Genomic DNA, 24,490 nt, shown 5'->3' on the forward strand with positions numbered 1-24,490 from the left:
ATCCTCTTTCGAGTAAATGCCGTCAAATTCTTGGTAGGTGAGTCCCATGTAATCGTTGTCCAATATGTTCATGAGTAGAATGTCGGCGTCGGGTACTGCTGTTTCAGCGCCCATTCGCCCAGCTCCTTGATCTTGTAGTCAACGGGGTCATGCAATGTGTGGGTGCGCAGGTTGCGCCAATGCCGGTCTAGCCTGAGCCCCGCATGGGTGGCCCTCGATCCGGCAACCTCGAACATGCGGCTGGTGATGTCGAGGCCGGTGCGGGTGGCGATGATTTTGGCGGACGTAATGTCGATAGCGGCTTCGCCGCGCTCTTCCTCTGTCAATTGCCTTCCCTTGCTCCATGCCTGGTCGAACCTTGCCGCCGCAAGGTCGGTCAGCGCCCTGGCGCTTTGCAGGCTGGCCCAGAACTCGCCGTAATGCGCGAGGATGTAAGGGTCTTCCGTTTGATGCTCCAACCCGGAGCGGTGCCAGGGCCTGGCCTCGTTCAGCGTGTAGTGCCGCGCGTCCTCGAAAGCGCCTTCCGCAATGCCCAGATAGATGTTGGTCAGGATCAATTGGGCGAGCAGGGGGCGCAGGCAGGAGAACGGCGTGCTCAGCGGCCCGGGGTCGGATAGGATGTCGTTGGCCTCGACGCGTACCTTCTCGAAGTTGACGCTGCCGCTGTCTGTCTGCCGCTGGCCTATGTTGTGCCAATCCTGCAATACGCTGATGCCGGTTCTCCCAGTGGGTAACGCCGCCACGACGAGGTCGTGGCTGTCATGGGTATAGGCTGAAACGATCAGCATCTCGGAATCCAGCGCGCCAGAGCAAAAACTCTTCTTGCCGGAAAACTCATACCAGTTGCCGACCTGGCGGCTGGTGGTGCGGTCATCCAGCGGGTTGAGCGCGTTGCCCCAGAACCAGTTCAGCCTGGCGGTATGCTCGAACCATGGGCGCCACTGGTCGGGGCGTGCGAACAGCCTGACGGTAGCGAGCATGAGGTGGTGGAAGGCGAACACATGGGCAATCGAGCTATCCGCCCTGGCGAACTCGCGCACGACTTGCATGGTGTCCTGCCAGTTGGCGCCCAGGCCGCCCTCGGTTTCCGGGATCGACAATGCAAGCAGGCCGCTGTTGCGGATCAGGTCGCGCTCCGCCTTCGGCGTGCCACCTGCTTCGTCGCGTTCTACCGCCGTCAGGCGGAATTCCGCTGCCAGCGCTTTCGCGGTTTCCTGGATGGATGGCGGTTCGTGTACCTCGACATCGTCCTGGAGTATGGTCGTTGAAATAGCCAAAAGTTATATTCCTTAATAAATTAATAAGGATATAGCAGCTATCGTGCCATGCCGTCCTGCCAAGGCTTTGTCGGTATTCTGCTGCCAGGGAAGCAATACGCGAGGCTAGGCTGGGCTTGATCTCCCGTAAAGGCTGATGCAATCTGGGCTACTGGTTGTTGCTTGTTAATCAGCACAGGAGGCTGGGTGATGTGCTTTCCTATCAGCAATCGAGCAGTTTTGTGCTGATTAATAAGCACCTATGCGAATGTGGTTTTTATAACCTCTTAGAAAACATTGACTTGGCTCGTGGCATGGAGCTTGCTGAATAGGGCAGGTGATGTTTATCAGTTCAAGGACAACGTTAGATGGATATATTCTGGTTTCTTCCCACGCATGGCGATAGCCGCTACCTTGGCACCAGCCATGGCGGCCGTGCCGTTAGCCACCATTATCTGAAGCAGATCGCCCAGGCCGCTGACGAGCTGGGATTCAAGGGCGTCTTGATCCCGACAGGCCGCTCGTGCGAAGACTCCTGGGTGGTGGCGTCCTCTCTCGTCAACTTCACCGAGCGCTTGATGTTCCTCGTCGCGATCCGCCCCGGCATTATTTCCCCGACGGTATCCGCACGCATGGCGGCCACGCTTGACCGTATCTCCGACGGACGGTTGCTGATCAATGTCGTGAGCGGCGGCGATCCGGACGAGCAGCATGGGGACGGCAATTTTCTCAGCCACTCCGAACGCTATGCCGAGGCGGATGAGTTCCTCAAGGTATGGCGCGGGGTTGCGGCAGGCGAATCGGTGGATTTCGAGGGGCAATATATCAAGGTCAAGAATGCCAAGACCATGTATCCGCCAGTGCAAAAGCCTTATCCGCCGCTGTTTTTCGGCGGGTCTTCGCCGGAGGCGGTCGAGCTTGCCGCGCAGCAGATCGATGTCTACCTGACATGGGGAGAGCCGCCGGAAGCCGTGAAGGAAAAGATCGAGGCGGTCAAGGCAAGGGCCGCCGTGCATGGGCGCACGCTCAAGTTCGGCATCCGCATGCATGTGATCGTGCGCGAGACCAGCGAACAGGCATGGCAGGCGGCGGATGACCTGATTTCCCACGTCACGGACGAGACGATAGCCGCGGCGCAGAAAGCGTTCTCGCGATTCGACTCCGAGGGGCAGCGCAGGATGTCTGCCTTGCACGGCGGACGCCGCGACAAACTGACGGTGGCGCCCAACCTCTGGGCCGGCGTGGGGCTGGTGCGCGGTGGGGCTGGTACTGCGCTGGTAGGCAATCCGCAGGAGGTCGCGGAACGCATCCGCGAATATGCGGCATTGGGCATCGATTACTTCATCTTTTCCGGCTACCCGCATCTGGAAGAGGCCTACCGCGTTGCCGAGCTGCTGTTCCCGCTGCTGCCGATCGAGCAGCAGAATGCGCTCGGCAATATCAACCTGACAGGCCCGTTCGGCGAAATGGTGGCGAACGATATCGTGCCGCCGCCCGCCTCGGACAAGCTGTCGGTTGTCAAGTAAGAGGATATCCGTGAATCAAGTTGAAGTCATAGCTGCGCTGGAGTCTGGACATACCCGGGCAACTTCCCTGGATATTGCACGCGCGCTTGCCGCGCAGTTTGCCAAGACCGCCGTAACCAGGGATCAGCAGGGCGGCACTCCCAAGCAGGAGCGCGACGAGATACGAAGGAGCGGCCTGCTCGGGCTGATCATCCCCCGGGAGTTGGGAGGGACGGGAGCGAGCTGGATGGAAACCCTGGAGGTGGTGCGCGAGTTCGCGCGCGTGGACAGCTCGGTCGCGCAGGTATTCGCCTTCCAGCACCTCATGCTGGCCACGGTGAGGCTGTTCGGCACGGATACTCAATGGAAGCCGTGGTTTCGCGAGACGGCCAGGAACAATTGGTTCTGGGGCAATGCCTTGAATCCGCTGGATACGCGCACGAGCAGCCAAATCGTGGACGGACGGCGCGAATTTCATGGCAAGAAGAGCTTTTGCTCCGGTGCGACGGATTCCGACATGCTGATTGCATCCGCGATCGATGCTGCGACGCAGAAGCTCCTCATCGCCGCGATCCCGACGGCGCGCGAGGGCATCGTCCTGCATCAGGACTGGGACAATATCGGCCAGCGGCAGACCGACAGCGGCAGCGCGGATTTCGAGCACGTGCGCGTGGAAGAGTCCGAGCTGCTGACGCAGCCCGGCCCGCTCAGCACGCCGTTCGCCTGTTTGCGGCCATTGATCGCGCAACTGATCTTTTCCAATATCTACCTGGGCATTGCCGAAGGGGCGTTGGCGGAAGCGCGGCAATACACCCTCAAGCAATCGCGTGTCTGGTCCGGCTCGTTGGCAAGCCATATCCAGGAAGACCCTTATACCTTGCTGCACTACGGCGAATTTTGGGTCGGGCTGGAGGGGGCGAGGTTATTGACCAGCCGCGCTGCCGCATTGCTGGATGCCGCTTGGGCCAAGGCGGAAAGGTTGACCGAGGAAGAGCGCGGCGAGGTGGCGATTGCCGTGACCGCCGCCAAGGTGGCGACCACTAGGAGCGGCCTGGACGTCACCCAGCGCATGTTCGAGGTGACGGGCGCGCGCGCCACCACGGCAGCTTTGCGTCTTGACCGCTTCTGGCGCAATTTAAGGGTCTATACATTGCACGACCCGGTCGATTTCAAACTCAGGGAGCTGGGCGACTGGGCCTTGAACCAGCAATACCCCACGCCGTCGTTTTATTCCTGATGAAGAAATCAAAAAAGCCCGGATCTCCGGGCTTTTTATTGTCATTGCTTTAGCGAGCTAAACTTCAGATATTTAACGTCTTTATGTACTCGATAAACGCGGGAGAAACCCCGCGTTCATGCCATCGCGCCTAGTGCCTTTAAATCCACGGATGGCGCGGCGGATTGACGTTGTTGAGCGCGTAATTGCCCACGGCGTAGTATTTCCAGCGCACCGGGTCGTGCAGGGTGTGGGTGCGGGCGTTGCGCCAATGGCGGTCCAGGTTGAACTGGGCGAGCGTCGAGCGCGCACCGGCCAGCTCGAACAGCTTGCTGCCTGCGAGCAGAGCGGTTTCAGTGCTCAGCACCTTGGCTTCCGCCACGGCGATCGAGGCGGCGGCTACGGTATCCTCGTTCGGGTTGCGCTGCGCTTCATCGAGCAGTTCGCCCGCGCGTTTGAGCAGGGCATCGGTCGCATGCACGCGGATCTGCAGGTCGCCGATATCTCTGATCGTCAACGGGTCCTCATAGCCGTGCTCAAGGTCGCTGTCGATCCAGGGGCGGGTATGGTGGCGCACGAAATGGATGGTGTCGCGCAAGGCCGCTCGCGCGATGCCGGTATCGACCGCAGCCTGGATGATCTGCGCGACCGGCCCCATGCTGGTCGGCCGGTCGAACGCCTGGTGGTGCAGCAGGACGTAATCCGCCGGGATGAAGATATTGTCGAGGATGGTGGTGCCGCTGGCGGTCGTGCGCTGGCCGAAGCTGGACCAGTCATCGATCACGGTCAGCCCGGGCGTGCCTTTCTTGACGAAAGCCACGGTCGTGTTGTCGTGCTCGTTCTTGGCGATGACGGGCACCCAGTCCGCCAGCAATGCCCCGGACGAATAGAACTTCTTGCCGGAAAGCAGGTAGCCGCCCTCGGTCGGCGTGATGCGGGTCTGCACGTCATTGACGCTCTTGGTGCCGATTTCAGAGAAGGCATTGCCGAACCGCACGCCCTTCAGCACCAGGTCGAAAAAGAACTGCTTCTGGAACTCGGTGCCGTCGAGGCGTATGCCTTCCACCATGTAAAGGTGGTTCTGCGGGATCTGGCCGATACTCGGGTCGGCTTCGGAAACGATAGCGATTACTTCGGCCAATGTGGTATTGGAGACGAATGCGCCGCCGTATTCGCGCGGCACCGTGATGCCCCACAGCCCGCTTTGCGAGAACAGGTCGAGCTCTGGCGCAGGTAAGCGGCGCTCGGCGTCGCGGACTGCCGCCTCCTTGGCGATTTCCGCGGCGACTTGCCTGGCGACTTCAATGGCTTCTGCATCGGTCTGGATGATGTGCGCCGGCGCGCGAGGGAGGTCGGTTTCTTCGATCGGTACGGATGTGGCTGTCATGGATTACCTCTTTAAATAATGAATATGTGGGATACAACGATCCTGACCGAGATTTGCATTTAGCATGCCATATGGATAACTTGTTTAAATTCAATTGCTTAATTTTAAACTCCTTTTAATTGAGCGCTATTCATCAGCAGCATATTGCTGACAATATGCTGCTCAATCAGCAATCCCTTTACTGCCTGTCCTGCAGCAATCTTATTTTCCCTTCCTCAGGCTGCTGATACAGCAGCACATTTTCAGCATTCAGCCTGTCAAGCAACAGGTAAAAATTCTTATTTTTACTATCAACCATATGAATATTAATGATTTTTAGTTTTGGCACGGTTGCTGCTATCTACTAATTGTTATTTGCGGGCGAAGAAAGCACCGCAATTAGTAATAAGTAAACAGGAGGGCGGCAATGAGTAAAAGACTGAAGCTGGTCGCCGTGTCGGGAAGCCTGAGCAATCCGTCACGCACGACAACATTATTGAAGGCCATCGTTGCTGAATTGCAGCAAAGGCTGCCGCTGGACGTGCATTTCATCGAGTTGCAAAAGCTGGGGCCGTCGCTGGGAGGCAGCCTGAGCCGCCTCGAGCTGCCCAAGGCCGCCGTCGATGAAATCCTCAAGATAGAAGAGGCCGACCTGCTGGCCGTGGCGACCCCGGTATACCGCGCATCGGTCACTGGCCTGTTCAAGCACCTGTTCGACTTTGTCGGGCACGAAACCCTGGCCAATACCCCGGTGCTGCTCGCGGCGACCGGCGGCAGCGAGCGCCATGCCTTGGTGATCGACCATCAGTTGCGGCCCCTGTTCAGCTTCTTCCAGGCATTGACCCTGCCAGTGGGCGTATACGGCAGCGAGGCCGATTTCAAGGAGCTGGATCTGGGCGGCTATGCCATTGCCAGCCCGCAGTTGAATGAACGCATCAACCTTGCTGTGGAGCGGGCATTGCCCTACCTGCAGGCGATTGCCATCGACAATCCATCCGTCCAGAAGGCTAGGGCATGAGCAAGACCATCCGCTTCAATGCGTTCGAAATGAATTGCGTCGGCCACCAATCCCCCGGGTTGTGGCGGCATCCCCGCGACCGCTCCTGGCAATACAAGGACCTGGAATACTGGACCGACCTGGCGAAGATTCTGGAACGCGGCATTTTCGACGCCGTTTTCATTGCCGACGTGATCGGATATTACGACGTCTACAAGGGCAGCAACGACCACGCCTTCCTGCAAGGCGTGCAGATTCCGGTCAACGACCCGCTGCAGCTGGCCAACCCGATCGCGCTTGCCACCAGGCACCTGGGTATCGGCATTACCGCCTCGACTTCGTTCGAGCACCCCTATACGTTCGCACGCCGACTTTCCACGGCCGACCACCATACCAAGGGGCGCGTGGGCTGGAACATCGTGACCTCCTACCTGGAAAGCGGCGCCAAGAACATCGGCCAGGGCGGCCTCAAGCGCCATGACAACCGTTACGAGGTCGCCAATGAGTACCTCGAGGTGCTCTACAAGTTGTTCGAGGGCAGTTGGGAGGAGGGCTCCGTGATTCGCGACCGCGAGCAGGGCGTGTTCGCCGACCCCGGGAAAATTCACGAGATCGGCCACAAGGGCAAGTATTTCGAGGTGCCCGGCTACCACCTGTGCGAGCCTTCGCCGCAGCGCACCCCGGTGCTGTTCCAGGCCGGGGCGTCGAACGCCGGCAAGGATTTCGCTGCGCAGAACGCCGAGCTGGTGTTCATTTCCACGCCGACCCAGGAAACCACGCGCGCCTACGTGCAGGACATCCGCAACCGCGCCGCGGCGGCCGGGCGCGATCCGAAAAAACTGTTCATTTATGCATTGGTCACCATCGTCGTCGACGAGACCGACGCCAAGGCGCATGCCAAGCTCAAGGAATACCAAAGCTACGGCTCCTACGATGGCGCGCTAGTGCTGACCTCGGGCTGGACCGGCATCGATTTCGGCCGCTACGCCCCTAAGGACAACGTGCGCAAAGTCGAGACCAACGCCATCATTTCCGCGGTGGAGCACCTGGCCGAAGGCAGCAAGACCTGGACCATAGAGGAACTGGCCAAGTGGGCCAGCGTCGGCGGCCTGGGTCCGTTGTTCGTCGGTTCGGCCGCCACCGTGGCCGACCAGTTGCAGCAATGGGTGGAGGCTACCGACCTCGACGGCTTCAACTTGGCCTATGCCGTGGCGCACGAGACCTTCGAGGATGTGGTGGAGCACCTGGTGCCGGAATTGCAGCGCCGCGGCGTCTATCCCAAGGAATACCGCGAAGGCACGCTGCGCGAGAAGCTGTTCGGCGAAGGCCCTTATTTGCCGGCCAACCATCCCGCTGCGCGCTATCGCGACATCGAGCGCATCAAGCATGAACAGCAGGCGCCGTACTTGCAGGAGAAAACGGCATGACCTGGAGCGCATTGCTGGCAACGCCGGATTCGCAGGCGCTGGACGTTAGTTTCTCGCAGGATATCCTGGCAAATGTAGCCGACTGGGCGGCGCAGCGGCCCGATGCGATTGCATTGCTGCACAAGCAGCGCGGACGCTGGGAAGCGTTCCGCTGGCATGACCTGCCTACAGCACTGGAACGCCTGCGCCAGGGATTGGCGCGGCACGGGCTGGTTGCCGAGGCCCGCTTGGCGGTGAGCGGCGCATTGGAGCCGGAGCTGATCCTGCTGGTGCTGGCCGCGCATGCGGCAGGCGTCAGGGTGGTCACGGTCGATCGCCATGCGCAGGGCGAGCACCTGAGAAAAGCGCTGCAAGCGGCCGCGCCGACCCATACGTTCGTGCAGGACAGGAAAACCATCGCCTCGTGGCTGGAAAGCGGTTACGCCAGCGCCGGCCCGGCGACCCTGTTCACCTCGCAGCCGACCGGGCATCAGCACGCCTCGTGGCAAATCGTCGCGCTGCATGCAGTTACACAGTCGGTCGCCGATGGCGCGAAGCGTCCCGGTGTAGCCTCCGACCTGTACCGCAACCTGCGTTCGCAACCCGTGCTATGGGTAGACGAAGGCACCGAATGGCAGGGCGGGCTGGAACAGGTACTGAAAACTTGGCTGGAAAGCGGCATGACGTTGGCGGCGCCCGAGGTGGCGGCCTCGTCCGCGCGCGACCGCCATGAAATCCAGCCGCAGCATTTCGTGGCATCGCCCAAGAGAAAAATTCAGGTGCAGGCCGAGCTGGAAGAGCGGTTGCCGCCGCATGGCAGCTGGCAACGGCAACTGGCCGGCCAGGCGGCCGCGACACCGATTGCCAGGTGGCTGGCAGGACGCATATCGCGCCTGCACGGGCTACCGGCTGATGCGGGTGCCAATGCTCCGGCGGGAGCTGCGTCATGATGCATATCGTCAACAGCGGCGACGTCATCCTCGACGTGAAGGACATCTCGTTGTCCTTCCAAGGCGTGAAGGCGATCACCAGCCTGTCGTTCTCGGTGCAACGCGGCGAAATCTGCGCGTTGATCGGGCCGAACGGAGCGGGCAAGAGTTCGCTGCTCAACGTCCTGAACGGGGTATACGTTCCCGATAGCGGCGAAATCCATTTCGACAACGAGCACTTCCGCAGGCTGCATCCGTTCCAGGCCGCCCGGCGCGGCATCGGGCGCACTTTCCAGAACAATGCCTTGTTCAAGAGGATGAGCGTGCTGGACAACATCCTCAGCGGCTTGTCGCGCCACGGCCGCTCCAGTTTCATCGAGCAAGCGCTCAGCCTGCCGCGCGCACGGCGCGAGGCGGCGGATTTCCTGCAGAGAAGCGAGGCGGTGCTCGAGTTCCTCGAGTTGCAACTGCACCGCCACACCCTGGTGGGCAGCCTGGCCTACGGCCTGCAGAAACGCGTGGAGCTGGGCCGGGCATTGGTGTCGTCCCCCAGGCTGCTGTTGCTGGACGAACCCATGGCGGGCATGAACGCCGAGGAAAAGCAGGAGATGAGCCGCTTCATCAACGACATCAACCGCGACCTCGGGATCACGGTCGTGCTGATCGAGCACGACGTTGGCGTGATCATGAACCTGTCCGACCATGTGGTGGTGCTCGACTACGGCCGCAAGGTGGGCGACGGCACGCCGGCCGAAGTGCAGGCCAACCCCGACGTGATTGCCGCCTACCTCGGCTCGGTGCATTGAGGAGGGCGCGCGCATGATGCTTTTCCTCGAAACGCTGATCGGCGGCCTGCTGGCCGGCACCATGTATTCGCTGGTGGCGATCGGCTTCGTGTTGATCTACAAGGCCAGCGGCGTGTTCAACTTCGCCCAGGGTTCCATCCTGCTGTTCTCGGCCTTGTTCTTCGTCACGGTATATGAAGCCGGCGTGCCGTTCGCGCTGGCCCTGTTGGCAACCCTGGCGATGCTGGTCGTATCGTCGGTACTGATCGAGCGCGTGGTGCTGCGGCCGTTGACCAACCGCAGCCCGATGACGTTGTTCATGGCGACGCTGGGGCTTTCCTACGTGGTCGAAGGCCTGGCGCAAGGCGCGATGGGCGCCAATGTCCACGAGCTGGACCTCGGCATAGACGATGTGCCGGTATTCGTCGGCGACCTGCTCATCAGCAAGTTCGACCTGGTGGCGGCCATCACTGCCGTGCTGCTGGTCTCGCTGCTGGCGTTGCTGTTCAACAAGACCCGCATCGGCATCTCGCTGCGCGCAGTGGCCGACGATACGCGCGCGGCGCTGTCGGTCGGCATCAACCTCAACCGCATCTGGCAGATCGTCTGGACGGTCGCAGGCATCACCGGGCTGGTGGCGGGCATGCTCTGGGGCGCGCGCCAAGGAGTGCAGTTCGCCTTGTCGCTGGTGGTGCTCAAGGCATTGCCCGTGCTCATCATCGGCGGCTTCACTTCCATTGGCGGCGCCATCGCAGGCGGGCTGATCGTCGGCGCCGCGGAAAACCTGGCGGAAGCCTATATCGGCCCCCATATCGGCGGCGGCATCACCGGCTGGTTCGCCTATTTCCTGGCATTGGCGTTCCTGTTCGTGCGTCCTGCGGGCATCTTCGGCGAACGCGCGATCGAGCGGGTGTGAGCATGAGCGGGCTATTGAATCGAAAAGGCGACACCATGAGCGATACCCCTTTATTGACGCATTCCCGCCACTGGGCGCCAGTGCTGCTCAAGGACAGCAAACCGCCCTATGCCTTGCTCCTGCTGCTGTTCGCATTCGCCGCCGTGCCGTTGGTGGGCAGCGACTACTGGCTCAATGCCGTCATCATCCCGTTCCTGATCCTCTCGCTGGCCGGGCTGGGGCTCAACCTGCTCACCGGCTATGCCGGGCAGACCTCGCTGGGATCGGGCGGCTTCATGGCGGTGGGGGCTTTCGCCACCTATGCGTTCCTCATCCATCTCGACCTGCCTTTCCTGGTCGCGATTTTCCTTGGCGGCCTGGTGGCGGCGCTGGTGGGGCTGTTCTTCGGACTGCCCAGCGCCAAGATCAAGGGCTTCTACCTGATGGTGACCAGCCTGGCTGCGCAGTTCTTCCTGGAATGGGTATTCGTGAAGTTTCCATGGTTCTACAACTACAGTTCGTCCGCCACGATTTCGTCGCCGCGGCTGGAAATCCTGGGCTGGGAGATCGCCAGCCCGCTCACCAAGTATTACCTGGTGCTCGGACTGGTGGCATTGCTGACCTGGCTTGCCGTCAACCTGGTGCGCGGGCAGACCGGGCGCAACTGGATGGCGATCCGCGACATGGATACCGCCGCCGCGGTGATCGGCATCCGTGTCAACCGCAGCAAGATCCTCGCTTTTGCCGTCAGCTCCTTCTATCTCGGCATCGCAGGGGCATTGTGGGTATTCGCCTATCTCGGTTCGGCCGGGGTGCAGAGCTTCGGCCTGCAAAGGTCGTTCCAGATCCTGTTCATCATCATTATCGGCGGGCTGGGCAGCATCAGCGGCAGCTTCATCGGCGCAGCCTTCATCAGCCTCCTGCCGCTGGCGCTGGACTTCATTTCCCAGTCGTTGTTCGCGGGGAAGCTGGACGCCGGGCTGCTGCAGAACATCCAGAAGGTCATTTTCGGCAGCCTGATCATCTGGTTCCTGATCAAGGAGCCGGAAGGCATTGCGCGCTTGCTCAGCAACCTGCGCGGCAGGTTGTCGGTGTGGCCGTTGCGTTTTTGATTTGCACCATGTTTTCAAGGGGTTTAAACCATATGAAGTCTCCATTCTTCCTCAATACCATTGCAGCATTGACCATGTCGGCCGTGCTCGGCCTCGCTGTCCCGGCAGTGGGCAGCGCTGCGGAGCAGTACGTGCCGCTGCCGACCTACCGCGTCGGCCCCTATGCCTCCAGCGGCACCTTGTGGTGGGCGGGCACGCTGGATTATTTCCGCTATATCAACGAAGTCGAAGGCGGCATCGAGGGCGTCAAGATCAATTACGAGGAGTTCGAGACCGAGTGGAGCCCCGACCGCACCGTGGAGGTCTACGAGCGCGTGAAGAAGGGCAAGCACGGCTCTCCGCTGGCATTCTTCTTCACGCACAGCACGCCGGCTTCCTATGCGCTGATCGAGAAGGCTGCGGCGGACAAGATTCCCCTGATCGACCCGGCGGGCGGGCGTACCGAATCGACCGACGGCACGGTGTTCCCCTACGCATTCCCGTTGCTGTTCAACTACTACAGCCAGGCTTCCACCGGCATCAACTACATCGCGCAGAAGGAAGGCGGGCTGAACAAGCTTAAGGGCAAGAAGATCGTGACGGTCTACCACGATTCCGCCTACGGGCGCGAGACGCAGGCCGCGATCAAGCTGCTGGCGGAGAAATACGGCTTCGAGAACATCCAGATCCCGGTGGCCGACCCCGGCAACGAGCAATCGCCGCAATGGCGCCGCGTGCGCGAGATCAAGCCTGACTGGGTGTTCCTGCGCACCTGGGGCGTGTCGACCCCGGTGGCGATCAAGACCGCCGCGCGTTTCGGCATTCCGGTCGACCGCATCATCGGCGACGTCTGGGCCGGTTCCGAGGCCGACGTGATCCCGGCCGGTACGGCAGCCAAGGGCTACCAGGCGCTCGCGCCTTATCCCGGCGGCGCCGGTTTCGAGATTCACCAGCGCTTGAAGAAGCACATCCTCGATACCGGCAAGAGCGACCTGCGCGACAAGAAATTCTTCGGCGCCGTGTACTACAACATCGGCCTCGTCAATGCCGCACTGGCGGTGGAAGCGCTGCGCACTGGCTACAAGAAGTTCGGCAAGCGCCCGTTGAACGGCGAGGAGGGGCGCTGGGCCTTCGAGCACCTGGCGATCGACGATGCGCGCCTCAAGCAGATCGGTTTCCACGGTCTGTTGCAGCCGCTCAATATCACCCCGTACGACCACGAGGGCGGCGGCGCGGCGCGCATCCAGCAATGGGACGGCAAGCAGTGGCAGTTGAAGACCGATTGGATACAGGCGGACCGCAAGACCCTGCGCCCGCTGATCGAGGCGAAATCCGCGGCCTATGCCAAGGAGAAGGGCATCGCCCGCCGCGGCCCGGCCAAGGAACACTGATGCCGAACGGCACTGATGCTGAAGCAACCCACGATTTTATTTATTGACTTGGAGAGCACATCACTATGACGATCACGCGCGCCATGACCGTATTGGTCCTGGCATTGGGGATATCCGCCACGGCCCAGGCCGTGACCACTACGCCCGGCCCCGACGCCGGCAAGCAGTTCCAGCCCATCGCCAGCTACCGGGTGGGGCCTTATGCCTCGGCTGGGGTGCAGATATGGGCCGGGATCATCGATTACTACCGCTACATCAACGAGGTGGAAGGCGGCATCAACGGCGTCAAGATTGTCTGGCAGGAGTGCGAGACCGAGTGGACCGCGGAAAAGGGCGTGGAATGCTACGAGCGCGCGAAGAAGGGGCTGAACGGCGCCCCGGTCGCGACTTATTACCCGAACGGCGCCCCGGCCGCCTATGCCTTGTCCGACCGCGCACTGGCCGACAAGATTCCGCAGATCACCATGGCCTACGGCCGTACCGAGGCGGCGGACGGCACGGTGTTCCCGTATATTTTCCCGGTGCTGCTGACCTTCTACAGCGAGGCTTCCGCGCTGGTCAACTACATCGCGCAGCAGGAAGGCGGGCTCGACAAGCTCAAGGGCAAGAAGATCGTCACCCTGTACCATGATTCGGCCTACGGCCGCGAAACCATAGAGCCGCTCAAGCTGCTGGCCGAAAAATACGGTTTCCAGGACATCCAGGTGCCGTTTGCCGACCCTGGCAACGAGCAGTCGGCCCAATGGCGACAGATACGCCAGGCCAAGCCTGACTGGGTGTTCATCCGCACCTGGGGCGTCTCCTCGCCGGTGGCGATCAAGACCGCCGCTCGTTTCGGCATCCCGGCCAACCGCATCATCGGCGATGTCTGGGCCAGCTCCGAGGAGGACGTCATCCCGGCCGGCGCCGCCGCCAAGGGCTATCTGGCGCTGACGCCTTACCCTGCCGGCACCGGCTTCGAAATCCACAAGCGCCTGAAAAAGCACATCATCGATGCGGGCAAGAGCGATCTGCGCGATACCAGGAACTTCGGCAGCGTCTACTACAACTCGGGCCTGGTCAATGCGGTGATTGGCGTCGAGGCGGTGCGTGCGGCCCAGGCCAAATTCGGCAAGCGGCCGATCACCGGCGAAGAAGGGCAGTGGGGCCTGGAACACCTGAATATCGACGATGCGCGCCTCAAGGAAAACGGCTTCAAAGGCCTGTTGCAGCACTTCAAGCTCTCATGCGCCGACCATGAAGGCGGGGGCGCTGTGCGGGTGCAGCAGTGGGACGGCAGCAAATGGAAGCTGGTCAGCGACTGGATTCAGGCCGACCGCGAACTGCTGTGGCCGCTGATCAAGACCAAGTCGGCCGCTTATGCCAAGCAAAAGGGCATCACGCCGCGCGAATGCGGGAAGGAGTCGTGAGATGAGCGCCGTTTCCGTTCCCCAGGCCAATCCTAGCACAGAGGCTCTGCTGCGCGTGGACGACATCGAGGTCATCTACGACGGCGCGATCCTGGCTGTCAGCGGCGTATCGCTGGCCGTGCCCCAGGGCGGCATCATCGCCTTGCTCGGCGCCAACGGCGCGGGCAAGAGCACCACGCTCAAGGCGATTTCGGGCCTGGTGCGCGCCGACCGCGCCACCATCAGCCGGGGCGGCATTCACTTCAAGGGCCAGGCCAGCACGCAGACGCCGCCCAACCTGCTGGTGCAGCAGGGCATCGTCCATGTGCTGGAAGGCCGCCATGTCTTTCCGCACCTGACGGTAGAGGAGAACCTGCGCAGCGGCGGCTTTGTCAGGCGCCCCAGCAGGCAGACCTTGCAGGGCGGGCTGGAGCGTATCTATGCCTGGTTCCCGCGCCTGAAGGAAAAGCGCAAGGTGCAGGCCGGGTATACCTCGGGCGGCGAGCAGCAGATGGTGGCGATCGGCCGCGCCCTGATGACCAACCCCTCTCTGGTGCTGCTCGACGAACCTTCCATGGGGCTGGCACCCCTGATCGTGCAGGAAATTTTCGAGATCGTCAGCCAGCTCAATGAAAAAGAGGGCGTCAGCTTCCTGGTAGCCGAGCAGAACATCCCGGTGGCGCTCAAGCATGCGCATTACGGCTACGTGCTGGAAACCGGCCGCGTGGTGCTGTCCGGTACGGCGCAGGAGCTGTTGCGGAACAACGCCTTGCAGGACGCCTATCTGGGCAAAAAGCAATGAAGCAATACGCAGCACCAATGAATATGAGGATGGAAATAGAGCAATGACACAGATTTCACAAGCATGGGGCGCTGGGCCGAGCGAACGCTACGAAGCGATCACCGCGCAATACCGCCCCATTTTCGACAGGATCGCCCAAGGCGCCGTGGAGCGCGAGTTGCAGCGTGAGCTGCCGTTCGCGGAGCTGGAATGGCTGCGCGAGGCCGGGTTCATGGCGTTGCGGGTACCCGAGGAATACGGCGGCCAGGGCGTGAGCCTGCCGGAATATTTCAACCTGCTGGTCGAGCTGGCCCAGGCCGATTCCAACCTTGTGCAGGCCGTGCGCGGCCATGCCGGCTTTGTGGAGAATGTTCTGAACTCGCATGACGTCGCGTTCCGCGAGCATTGGCTGGCGCGCATCAGCGGTGAGAAGGTGTTCGCAGGTCCGGCCTGGACCGAGCCGGGCGATGCGCCGCAAGGCTTGTTCGCCACCAGGGTGAGCAGGAACGGCGACCATTACCTGCTGAACGGCGTCAAGTTCTATACCACCGGTTCGCTTTACGCCAACTGGATCGAGGTCGGTTGCATCAATGACGACGACGCCTCCGCTTCCGTGCTGGTGCGCCGGGACGATCCCGGCGTGCATATCGAGGACGACTGGGACGGTTTCGGCCAAAGGCTCACGGCCAGCGGCACGGTCCATTTCAAGAATGCGCGCGTCGAGGCGGCCAACGTGAACCTGGCGGAGGAGGGATGCCGCTACGCCACCGGCTTCTACCAGCTCTTCCACCTGGCGGCCCTTGCCGGCATCGGCCGCAGGCTGAGCGACGAGGCCGCGCTTGCCGTGCGTCGCCGCAAACGCAATTTCAGCCATGCCAATACGCCGCTGGCGCGCCACGACCCGCAAATACTGCAGGTGATCGGCCAGTTGCGCGGCGCGGCCTACGCCGCCGGCGCCGTCGTGCTGCAGAACGCCGCAGCCCTGCAACGCGCCTACGACACGCGCTTCCGGCATGACACCGAGGCGGAAGACAGCGCCAATGCGATAGCCGAGCTGGAAGTCAGCCAGGCGCAGGGCACCGTCATTTCATTGATCCTGCACAGCGCCACCATCCTGTTCGACGCCCTCGGCGCTTCGGCCACGTTCAGGGAATCCGCGCTGGACCGTTTCTGGCGCAACGCGCGCACGCTAGCCTCGCACAACCCGCGCATCTACAAGGACCGCATTGTCGGCGATTTTGCCGTCAACGGCACCTTGCCGCCGTATCAGTGGCGCATTGGCGTGGCGTGATGCGCATGATTGAAGAGTTTATGGCCTGCAAGGCAGGTGTTCGTACCATTATTGAAAGGATGAATCATGAGTGAAGGCAGCAAGGAAAATATCAAGTTCGCCTATTGGGTGCCCAACGTCAGCGGCGGGCTGGTAGTGAGTAAGGTCGAGCAGCGCACGGGCTGGGACCTGGACTACAACATCAAGCTGGCCCAGCTTGCGGAGCAGAACGGCTTCGACTACGCCTTGAGCCAGATCCGCTTTACGGCGGGCTATGGCGCCGAGTTCCAGCACGAGCCGGTCTCCTTCTCGCACGCCTTGCTGGCGGCCACCACCAGGCTCAAGGTGATCGCCGCCATCCTGCCTGGGCCGTGGAACCCTGCCGTGGCGGCCAAGCAGCTGGCAACCATAGACCAGCTCACCAAGGGGCGCGTTGCGGTCAATATCGTCTCCGGCTGGTTCAAGGGCGAATTCCAGGCGATTGGCGAGCCGTGACTGGAGCATGACGAGCGCTACCGCCGCTCGGAGGAGTTCATCCGCGCGCTCAAGGGCATCTGGACCACGGACAGCTTCAGCTTCAACGGCGACTTCTACCGCTTCCACGACTACACGTTGAAACCCAAGCCATACAACCAGAACCCGCACCCTGAAATCTTTCAGGGCGGCAGCTCTCGCGCCGCGCGCGACATGGCTTCGCGCGTATCGGACTGGTACTTTACCAACGGCAACACCGTGGAGGGCATCAAGGCGCAGATAGACGACATCAAGGCCAAGGCCGCCGCCAACGACCACAAGGTCAAGATCGGCGTGAATGCTTTCATCATCGCGCGCGACACGGAGGAGGAGGCTAGGGCCGTGCTGCAGGAAATCATCGACAAGGCCGACCCGGAAGCCGTGAACGCCTTCGGCGACGCGGTGAAGCAGGCGGGCAAGGCCAGCCCGGAAGGCGAAGGCAATTGGGCCAAGTCCACCTTCGAGGACCTGGTGCAGTACAACGACGGCTTCAAGACCAACCTGATCGGCACGCCGCAACAGATCGCCGAGCGCATCGTCGCGCTCAAGGCCATCGGCGTGGACCTGGTATTGTCGGCGTTCCTGCATTTCCAGGAGGAAGTGGTGTATTTTGGCGAGAAAGTGCTGCCGCTCGTGCGCGAGCTGGAGCAGAAACAGGTGGCCCTGGCCGCATAGGCGGTTTGGCATTCAGGCTGCTTTAAGAGCCTGTTTACGACCTTTTCATAGGGCACGTTGCCCCGGCAGGGTAGTCGAAGCAAGGCGCAAACCGCAGACGTGCTCATTGCCCGGCGAGGATTTGCAACGTAGCAGCGGCTGCTCTGCCGGGGCAACCCGAAGGGCATGGCCCCAAAACGCGCCCGTTCCGCGTTGCAATCCTTGGCAAGGCAATGAGCATTACCTGCGGACTGCGTCTTGACCGGACACGTTTTGAAGCCATGCGTGCCCTATGAAAAGGTCGTAAACAGGCTCTAAGCGCGGATGCTTGAATGCAGACCTATAAACAATGGAGATCATATGGCAGGCAATACCTTACCTCACTGGTTGACCCATCACTCCGCCATCCAGCCCGGACGGGTCGCGTTGCATCACAAGCAACTGGGCATCTGGCACGAGCAGCGCTGGAAAGACCTGCACGGCGAGGTCGCGCAGTTGGTCGATGCCCTGCACAAGCTCGGGTTCGGGCGCGGCGACACGCTGGTATTGCTGACCCATCCCCGGCGAGAGGCATTGCTGCTGTCGATCGCGGCGCAATGGCTGGGCGGGATTGCCGCGCCGCTGGACCCTTCGCTCGAAGACGGCACGCTGGCCTTGCTGCTCACGCATCTCGCCCCTGCATTCGTATTCGCCGAAGGGCAGCAGCAGGTGGAACAGACCCTGGCCAGCAGTCAGCCCGGCGTGCAGGTGATCTATGCCGAGGCGCGCGGCCTGGAGGAACATGCGCAGAGCGCGCTGCGGCAGTATCGTGCCTTGCTGTCGGCAGCCGGAGCGGTGCCGAGGGCGCCGGTGGCGGAGGCTGAGCAGTCCGCGTTTGCGCTTTACCGCGTGAACGGGGGACGCCATGTGCAGGTGGAGCACTTCCGCCACGACGAATTGCTGGAAGAGGGGCGGCAACTGGTGTTTGCCGAACGGCTCGGCTGCCATGAAGAAGCGTTCGCCGCGCGCGTTTTCGCCACCAGCGGCCATTTGCGCTATTTGCTGTCGCCATGGCTGACGGCAGGCTTCACGCTCAATTTCCCCGAAAACATCCTGACGCGGGACGCCGACAGGCGCGAGCTAGGGCCGACGCTGGTGGTCGGCACCCGCGACACCTACCAAAGGCTGGAATCCATGGTCAGGGCCAGGCTGCCGCTGCCTGACAGCCTGCTGGGCAGGTTCGTCACCTACGCCTTGCGGCCGGACGGCTCCATCTTGCAGCGTTTCCTCGGGTATTGGCTGGTGAAGCGCCCCTTGCGCGACGTCATCGGCTTCTCGCGCATCCGCGTGCCGCTGCTGATCGGCCCCGCCTTGGCGCAGGAGTCGCTGCAGTTCTTCAAGAGCCTGGACATCCATATCCACACCTGGGACAAGGTCGCCAACTGGCGTACCTTGCCGACCACCACGACGCGGCAGGTGCCGTCGCCCGAGTCCGGGGCCGACGGCATCAAGAGGGCATCGTGATGGCATCCGTTCCATTGCTCGAGTTGCAGGGCATTTCGCTTTCGTTCAAGGGCGTCAAGGCGATCACCGACATCAGCTTTGCCGTGGCCCGGGGGGAAATCTGCGCATTGATCGGTCCCAACGGCGCGGGCAAGAGCTCCTTGCTCAACGTCATCAATGGCGTGTACCAGGCGGACGAAGGCCTGATCGGCTTCAACGGCGCAAGCTACCGCAGGATGCGGTCGCACCAGGCGGCGCTGCAGGGCATTGCGCGCACGTTCCAGAACATTGCCTTGTTCAAGGGTATGAGCGTGCTCGATAACGTACTGACCGGACGCAACCTCAAGGTCAAAAGCAGCTGGGCGGAGCAGGTGCTCGGCATCGGCCGGGCATCCGCCGATGAAGCCGTGCAACGGAGGAGGGCGGAGGAGGTCATTGATTTCCTGCATATCAACCAGTGGCGCAACAGCATCGTCGGTACTTTGTCTTATGGATTGCAGAAAAGGGTGGAGCTGGCGCGGGCGCTGGCAGCGGAGCCCAGCCTGTTGCTGCTCGACGAGCCCATGGCGGGCATGAACAGCGAGGAAAAGGCCGAGATGAGCCGCTTCATCCTCGATACCCAGCGCGAGTTCGGCACCACCATCGTGCTCATCGAGCATGACATCGGCGTGGTGATGAACCTGTCGGACCACGTCGTCGTGCTCGATTACGGCCGCAAGGTGGGGGACGGCACGCCGGACGAAGTACGCAACAACCCGGAAGTGATCGCCGCATATCTTGGCGTAAAGCATTAAGAATGAATAATAAGGAAATGAAATAATGGAATTTTTCCTTGAAGTTCTGGCAGGGGGATTGCTGGCAGGGCTGATGTATTCCCTGGTGGCGATCGGCTTCGTGCTCATCTACAAGGCATCGGGCGTATTCAACTTCGCCCAGGGCGCGATGGTACTGTTTGCCGCGCTGACCTTCGTCAGCCTGCTGGAGCGCGGCGTGCCGTTCTGGGCGTGCTTTGCCGCGACCTTGCTCATCATGATCCTGCTGGCCTGGGGCATCGAGCGTGTCGTGCTGCGCCCGTTGGTGAACCGGCCGCCGATCACGCTGTTCATGGCGACGCTGGGCCTGAGCTACATCATCGAGGGGTTGGCGCAATTCCTCTGGGGCGCGCAGGTGCATGGCCTGGAACTGGGCATCAGCGATGAGCCGCTCGAGATCGGCGGGCTGCTGCTGTCGCAGTTCGACCTGTTTGCCGCGGCGACGGCCGGCGTATTGGTGTTGGTGCTGTCCCTGCTGTTCAACAAGACCAGGATAGGCATTTCGCTGCGTGCGGTGGCCGATGACCAGGTGGCGGCGCTCTCGGTGGGCGTGAGGCTGCAGCGCATCTGGATGATCGTCTGGGCGGTGGCGGGGTTCGTCGGCCTGGTGGCCGGATTGCTCTGGGGCGCGCGCCTGGGCGTGCAGTTCTCCCTGTCGCTGGTGGTGCTCAAGGCATTGCCGGTGCTGATCATCGGCGGCTTCACCTCGATAGGCGGGGCGATTATCGGCGGCCTCATCATCGGCGCGTCGGAAAAGCTCGCCGAGGTGTACCTGGGGCCGGTGATCGGCGGCGGCGCAGTGCGCTTCCAGCAATGGGACGGCAAGCAATGGAAAGTGATCTCGGATTGGGTGCAGGCCGACCGCAAACTGTTGCGCCCGATCATCGAGGAATCGTCGCATAAGTATGCCAAGGAGAAAGGCATTACGCCGCGCGATTGCTCAAAGGAATCTTAAGCTTCAAATAAAATCGGCCTCCCGTTACTTGCGGGAGGCCGATGTTTTATATGCAAATCAGAAAAATCATTGTTTACTTTGATCCTTGCAAAGCTTCTACAGTTTAAATCTGTATGGATTGATGGATAACTGCGTTGACTTAGCTCCAACTCATCAAATACGATGAGACTGTTTAAATATAGTTAGGCATTACAATTCATGGTGTCGTTATCATTTCGTAAACGAGACATCATCACTTTGGTGGTATTAGTTGGAGTTGCTATAGTGATTCCTAGCTTGGCTAACGCTAGGAATATTCCATTAACTGAATCGGCCAGAGTTTAATAGACACTTTTTAGCCTCATAATACTCACAGAGGAGAGCATTATGAGCACGGTCCGATTTACAGAAGAATTCAAACTCGAAGCGGTGAAACAAATCACCGAGCACCAGCGTCCGGTGGCCGATGTGGCCAAGCGGCTTGGTGTATCGACCCACAGCCTGTATGCATGGGTCAAGCGGTACAGCAAGTCGGCACCGCAGCGTGAGCAAGATTGCAGTGAGGCCGCTGAGCTTCGACGCCTGCGTGCTGAGGTAAAACGTCTGACCGAAGAGCGCGACATATTAAAAAAAGCCGCCGCGTACTTTGCCAAGGAGTCCGGATAAAGTACGCGTTCATTGAGCAATATGCGACTCAATATCCCGTGCGCAGGCTCTGTAAAGTGCTCGAGGTTCACCCCAGCGGCTATTACGCCTGGAGGCGCAATCCCTATAGCCAGCGCCATCATGAAGACCTGCGCTTGCTGGAGCTGATGAAGCCCTCCTGGCTTGAGAGTGGCCGAGTGTACGGGTATCGTAAAGTGCACCACGACTTGCTGGCCCTGGGAGAATCCTGTAGCCGGCATCGTGTCGCGCGGTTGATGCGTAGCCGTGGCTGGCGTGCCCAGGTTGGCTATCGTCGCCGTCCCGGATTCCATAGTGGTGCCGTGCATAACGTGGCGGCCAACATCCTGGACCGTCAATTTAATGTGGCCGCGCCCAATATCGCATGGGTAACTGATATTACCTACATCCGCACGCATGAAGGCTGGCTCTATCTGGCTGTGGTTGTCGACCTGTTCTCGCGCCAGGTAGTCGGATGGTCGATGGATGCCCGCATGAGTAAAGACGTGGTTCTACAAGCATTATTGGCAGCGGTCTGGCGGCGCAAACCCAAACAAAGCGTGATGGTGCATTCTGACCAGGGGAGCCAATTTACCAGCTACGAATGGGCCGCCTTTCTGGCTTCCCATAATTTACAACCCAGCATGAGCCGACGCGGAAACTGCCATGACAACGCTGTCGCAGAAAGCTTTTTTCAGTTGCTCAAGCGCGAACGCATCAGGCGCAGAATTTATCCCACCAGGGAGCTGGCACGCCAGGATATCTTTGACTACATCGAAATGTTCTACAACCCGATTCGTCGGCATAGTCACGCCGCGAACCTTTCCCCAGTAAACTACGAACGGCAATACTTTTCTGAGGCAACAAACTGTCTATAAAAGACTGGCCGATTCAAACTCCTGTGCCGTTTGTTTCACTTGTGATCATGGCACTGAGCGTTTTGACTGATGCTTACTACAATTCTTACAGGGAAAAGCGAGAGCTGGAGCTTTCTGTATATGAGCGTGCAGCTCCGCTTGCTGCTTTGCACAATCAGCTTACTAATGAAGTAGAGGTAGCACGTAAGGAGCTGGAAATTATTCGCGCAGAATCCGAAGGTATAAAAGCGATAATTGCAATAGGTCAACTAGATCGAGAAACCACAGTTGCGTTACTTCGAACATTGTCAAAACCAAAAAAATTTGAAGTCTGGCTAAACAGGGCAATCAGTTTCTTTCTTGGCGTGGCAGGAAGTATGCTTGCCAGCTACTTATATGCACTTATATAGGTCTAACAATTTATTCAAGTTGATGTTGCTTCACAGCAGGCCTTAATTCAGACGTTATGCAGAGCAAATATGGAATAGCTCAGTCAATGTAGGACAGGTCGAACTCCGCCTGCTGTGATTTTCTAGAAATATTTTCATTACTGATATGTTTTGCATAACGTATATATGGGGGATGCTACATCTAACGCAATGTACGTTTAGTAGAGGTTTTATAATGATGGGATGTACAAACCAAGAACAATAGAAAGCCGTCAGGCATGGATAGATGCCGATGGCATCAAGCTATACACCATTGCTGCACATGATGGAGTCGTGGAGCATACGGCTTATTTGCCGCGGCTTGCTGAGGTGAAGGCCGCTCGTTAGATTGATTGGAAAACTACGCCAGCTTTTGCGATTTTCCATGATGGTGCGGACTTGGATTATTTGATCCTGGCATGGTGGGGTAACGATAATGAGTTGTTTACTTCTGTGTCGGTAAAGCAGCAAGAGGTTTGGGTGGAAGATCCCACGCGTTATTCTTTTTGCTTATGGGATATGGAAGTTTTCTGGTTTGAGCGCAGCGCTTTTATCGACTGCCTGTATAGCGGGCAGCCTGATATAGAAAGGTATCGGGCGACACGATATAGCCCTGATTAGCCTTGGATAAACATAAAAAACGGCAGAACTTTAATACTCCGCCGTTTATGCCATAAGCAGCCTGTTAGAAAAAGTGTGCAATATGGAAGCGCACGGCGATGCCGTTGAAATCGGGCTGGCCCTGGTTGCGGGTTTCCTTGTAGTAGTAGGTGTCGATGCGCACATTGCTGCCGTTGATGAGGTAGCTGAAGCCCAGGTCGTAGCGCTTGCGTTCCAGCCCGGCTAGGGCTACGGCGTTGGTGTCGTCGTTCTCGAAGCGTTCATAGACGAACTTAGGCTGGATTTTCCCGATGCCGATTTCCTGGGGGAACATATAGCTTCCCGTGAAGAAAAAGCCCTTGCCCTTGGCAATCTCGGGGTCCAGAGTATTGTCGTTATCATAACGGTAGTACGAACCTTCCGCGCCGATCACGGCGCCGCCGGCAATGGCTTTTTCCAGGCGGCCGTCGATGTTCCAGTAGCGGTAATCTCCAGGATTGGCCTGCGTGCCGGCGCCATCCTTCTGGTAGCGGTAGGAAGCGCCAATCGCGAGTATGTCCTTGGCGCCGTCGTACATGGCGATATTGTAGAAGCCAGGCTCTGGGTCCCAGAAGTTGTAGGAAAGCCTGCCTGCAAAAGATAAATTATCCGACTGGTTGGAGGTGTTGGAGCCGCTGCGGCCTTCGAATGCGCCGACATGGTACTTGAGCTTCTGGTTCAGCAGCACGCCCCAGACGGAGGCCCCGTTGTCGCGGCCTGCGAATTTGCTTGGCGCCTGCTCCGAGAATAACCAATCGAATGTAGGAGGATAGTAGGGCGCAGATGCGGAAGCGCGGCTGGCCGGCGGCAGGAAGCGGCCGATGAAGATATTGAAATGCTCGTTCAGCTCCAGCCCGATGCGTCCGTCCAGCAGCTTGATGTCGTCATTGGCGTCCTTTTCGGTATTGAGTTCGAAGGAAACGTATTTATGCAGCTTGCCGTTGGTATAGAGACGCGCGCTTTCGATATCGAAGTCGTTCGACCTGTCCTTGCCGTTGGGCGCGGCGTCCTGTTGGGAGCGGAAACTGGCACGGGCCGCAACCCCGATATTGATGAACTGATCGTCGTTGCGGGCAAAAGTTGGGTCTGCATAGGCAGGCGCGGAGAGCACGCCCAGGCTGAGCAGTGCGGGCAATACCTTCGGTCGGTATTGAAAACTGGCTGTTGTCATGTTGTATACACCCTGAAAGATGAATGGAAGATTCGGCAGGGGCGGCAACTGCGGTTGCAAG

20 protein-coding genes and 2 pseudogenes are annotated in these 24,490 nt (G+C 60.0%); 18 read left to right on the forward strand and 4 right to left on the reverse strand.

Going from position 1 to position 24,490, the window contains the following annotated elements:
* Positions 1-68 precede the first annotated feature (68 nt).
* Positions 69-1,277 (reverse strand): acyl-CoA dehydrogenase family protein, encoded by a 1,209-nt coding sequence (locus ACWXTG_RS02910; protein ID WP_480220624.1) that lies wholly within the window; start codon positions 1,275-1,277, stop codon positions 69-71.
* 347 nt (positions 1,278-1,624) lie between these two features.
* On the opposite strand from ACWXTG_RS02910, the gene ssuD reads away from it, so the two are divergent.
* The gene (gene ssuD, locus ACWXTG_RS02915; protein WP_480220625.1) at positions 1,625-2,782 is read left to right on the forward strand and encodes an FMNH2-dependent alkanesulfonate monooxygenase; all 1,158 of its coding nucleotides are present in this window, start codon (positions 1,625-1,627) and stop codon (positions 2,780-2,782) included.
* A 10-nt stretch (positions 2,783-2,792) separates the two neighbouring features.
* Entirely contained in the window at positions 2,793-3,998 is a 1,206-nt protein-coding gene (locus tag ACWXTG_RS02920; protein ID WP_480220626.1) for an acyl-CoA dehydrogenase family protein, read from the forward strand.
* 139 nt (positions 3,999-4,137) lie between these two features.
* Here the strand turns inward: ACWXTG_RS02920 and ACWXTG_RS02925 are convergent, their stop codons facing one another.
* Positions 4,138-5,364 carry an SfnB family sulfur acquisition oxidoreductase gene (locus ACWXTG_RS02925; protein ID WP_480220627.1) on the reverse strand — a complete coding sequence of 409 codons (1,227 nt, stop codon included), beginning with the start codon at positions 5,362-5,364 and terminating at the stop codon, positions 4,138-4,140.
* Between the two features lie 178 nt (positions 5,365-5,542).
* Positions 5,543-5,692: a hypothetical protein gene (locus ACWXTG_RS02930; RefSeq protein WP_480220628.1), complete on the reverse strand. Its 150-nt coding sequence runs from the start codon at positions 5,690-5,692 to the stop codon at positions 5,543-5,545.
* Between the two features lie 78 nt (positions 5,693-5,770).
* Here ACWXTG_RS02930 and msuE point away from each other — a divergent pair, with 78 nt between their 5' ends.
* The 16 genes and pseudogenes from msuE to ACWXTG_RS03010 all read left to right on the forward strand — a co-directional run bounded on the left by msuE (position 5,771) and on the right by ACWXTG_RS03010 (position 22,601).
* Entirely contained in the window at positions 5,771-6,361 is a 591-nt protein-coding gene (gene msuE / locus ACWXTG_RS02935) for an FMN reductase (protein WP_480220629.1), read from the forward strand.
* Positions 6,358-7,767, forward strand: coding sequence for an LLM class flavin-dependent oxidoreductase (locus ACWXTG_RS02940; protein WP_480220630.1), 1,410 nt, complete (start codon positions 6,358-6,360; stop codon positions 7,765-7,767). Before msuE ends, ACWXTG_RS02940 begins: the two co-directional genes overlap by 4 nt.
* Positions 7,764-8,696 carry an AMP-binding protein gene (locus tag ACWXTG_RS02945; RefSeq protein ID WP_480220631.1) on the forward strand — a complete coding sequence of 311 codons (933 nt, stop codon included), beginning with the start codon at positions 7,764-7,766 and terminating at the stop codon, positions 8,694-8,696. The genes ACWXTG_RS02940 and ACWXTG_RS02945 overlap by 4 nt, the downstream gene beginning before the upstream one ends.
* The gene (locus ACWXTG_RS02950; protein ID WP_480220632.1) at positions 8,693-9,481 is read left to right on the forward strand and encodes an ABC transporter ATP-binding protein; all 789 of its coding nucleotides are present in this window, start codon (positions 8,693-8,695) and stop codon (positions 9,479-9,481) included. Before ACWXTG_RS02945 ends, ACWXTG_RS02950 begins: the two co-directional genes overlap by 4 nt.
* A gap of 13 nt (positions 9,482-9,494) precedes the next feature.
* Entirely contained in the window at positions 9,495-10,376 is an 882-nt protein-coding gene (locus ACWXTG_RS02955; RefSeq protein ID WP_457135863.1) for a branched-chain amino acid ABC transporter permease, read from the forward strand.
* 2 nt (positions 10,377-10,378) lie between these two features.
* Entirely contained in the window at positions 10,379-11,467 is a 1,089-nt protein-coding gene (locus ACWXTG_RS02960) for a branched-chain amino acid ABC transporter permease (protein WP_480220633.1), read from the forward strand.
* Positions 11,468-11,499: 32 nt separating this feature from the next.
* The gene (locus ACWXTG_RS02965) at positions 11,500-12,837 is read left to right on the forward strand and encodes an ABC transporter substrate-binding protein (protein ID WP_480220634.1); all 1,338 of its coding nucleotides are present in this window, start codon (positions 11,500-11,502) and stop codon (positions 12,835-12,837) included.
* A gap of 65 nt (positions 12,838-12,902) precedes the next feature.
* Positions 12,903-14,246, forward strand: a complete 1,344-nt coding sequence (locus ACWXTG_RS02970; protein WP_480220635.1) for an ABC transporter substrate-binding protein — start codon at positions 12,903-12,905, stop codon at positions 14,244-14,246.
* Position 14,247: 1 nt separating this feature from the next.
* Entirely contained in the window at positions 14,248-15,027 is a 780-nt protein-coding gene (locus ACWXTG_RS02975; RefSeq protein ID WP_480220636.1) for an ABC transporter ATP-binding protein, read from the forward strand.
* A 43-nt stretch (positions 15,028-15,070) separates the two neighbouring features.
* Positions 15,071-16,297: an acyl-CoA dehydrogenase family protein gene (locus ACWXTG_RS02980; RefSeq protein ID WP_480220637.1), complete on the forward strand. Its 1,227-nt coding sequence runs from the start codon at positions 15,071-15,073 to the stop codon at positions 16,295-16,297.
* Between the two features lie 66 nt (positions 16,298-16,363).
* Positions 16,364-17,464 (forward strand): annotated as a pseudogene (gene sfnG / locus ACWXTG_RS02985) (dimethylsulfone monooxygenase SfnG).
* A gap of 339 nt (positions 17,465-17,803) precedes the next feature.
* Positions 17,804-18,946, forward strand: a complete 1,143-nt coding sequence (locus ACWXTG_RS02990; protein WP_480220638.1) for an AMP-binding protein — start codon at positions 17,804-17,806, stop codon at positions 18,944-18,946.
* A complete protein-coding gene (locus ACWXTG_RS02995; protein WP_480221198.1) occupies positions 18,946-19,719 on the forward strand; it encodes an ABC transporter ATP-binding protein in 774 nt (257 codons plus the stop codon). The genes ACWXTG_RS02990 and ACWXTG_RS02995 overlap by 1 nt, the downstream gene beginning before the upstream one ends.
* Before the next feature lie 25 nt (positions 19,720-19,744).
* Positions 19,745-20,533, forward strand: a pseudogene (locus ACWXTG_RS03000) (branched-chain amino acid ABC transporter permease); the annotation flags it as partial.
* A 525-nt stretch (positions 20,534-21,058) separates the two neighbouring features.
* Positions 21,059-22,212 (forward strand): IS3 family transposase gene (locus ACWXTG_RS03005; RefSeq protein WP_480219770.1). Its coding sequence is split into 2 segments (ribosomal slippage): positions 21,059-21,293 and positions 21,293-22,212, totalling 1,155 coding nucleotides; the frame shifts between segments, so codons are not numbered across the junction.
* Positions 22,213-22,259: 47 nt separating this feature from the next.
* Positions 22,260-22,601, forward strand: a complete 342-nt coding sequence (locus ACWXTG_RS03010; RefSeq protein WP_480220639.1) for a hypothetical protein — start codon at positions 22,260-22,262, stop codon at positions 22,599-22,601.
* 703 nt (positions 22,602-23,304) lie between these two features.
* Here the strand turns inward: ACWXTG_RS03010 and ACWXTG_RS03015 are convergent.
* On the reverse strand, positions 23,305-24,429 hold the full coding sequence (locus ACWXTG_RS03015) for a porin (protein WP_480220640.1): 1,125 nt from the start codon (positions 24,427-24,429) through the stop codon (positions 23,305-23,307).
* Positions 24,430-24,490: the final 61 nt, after the last annotated feature.

The sequence above is a fragment of the Methylobacillus sp. DLP286 genome, assembly GCF_056636515.1.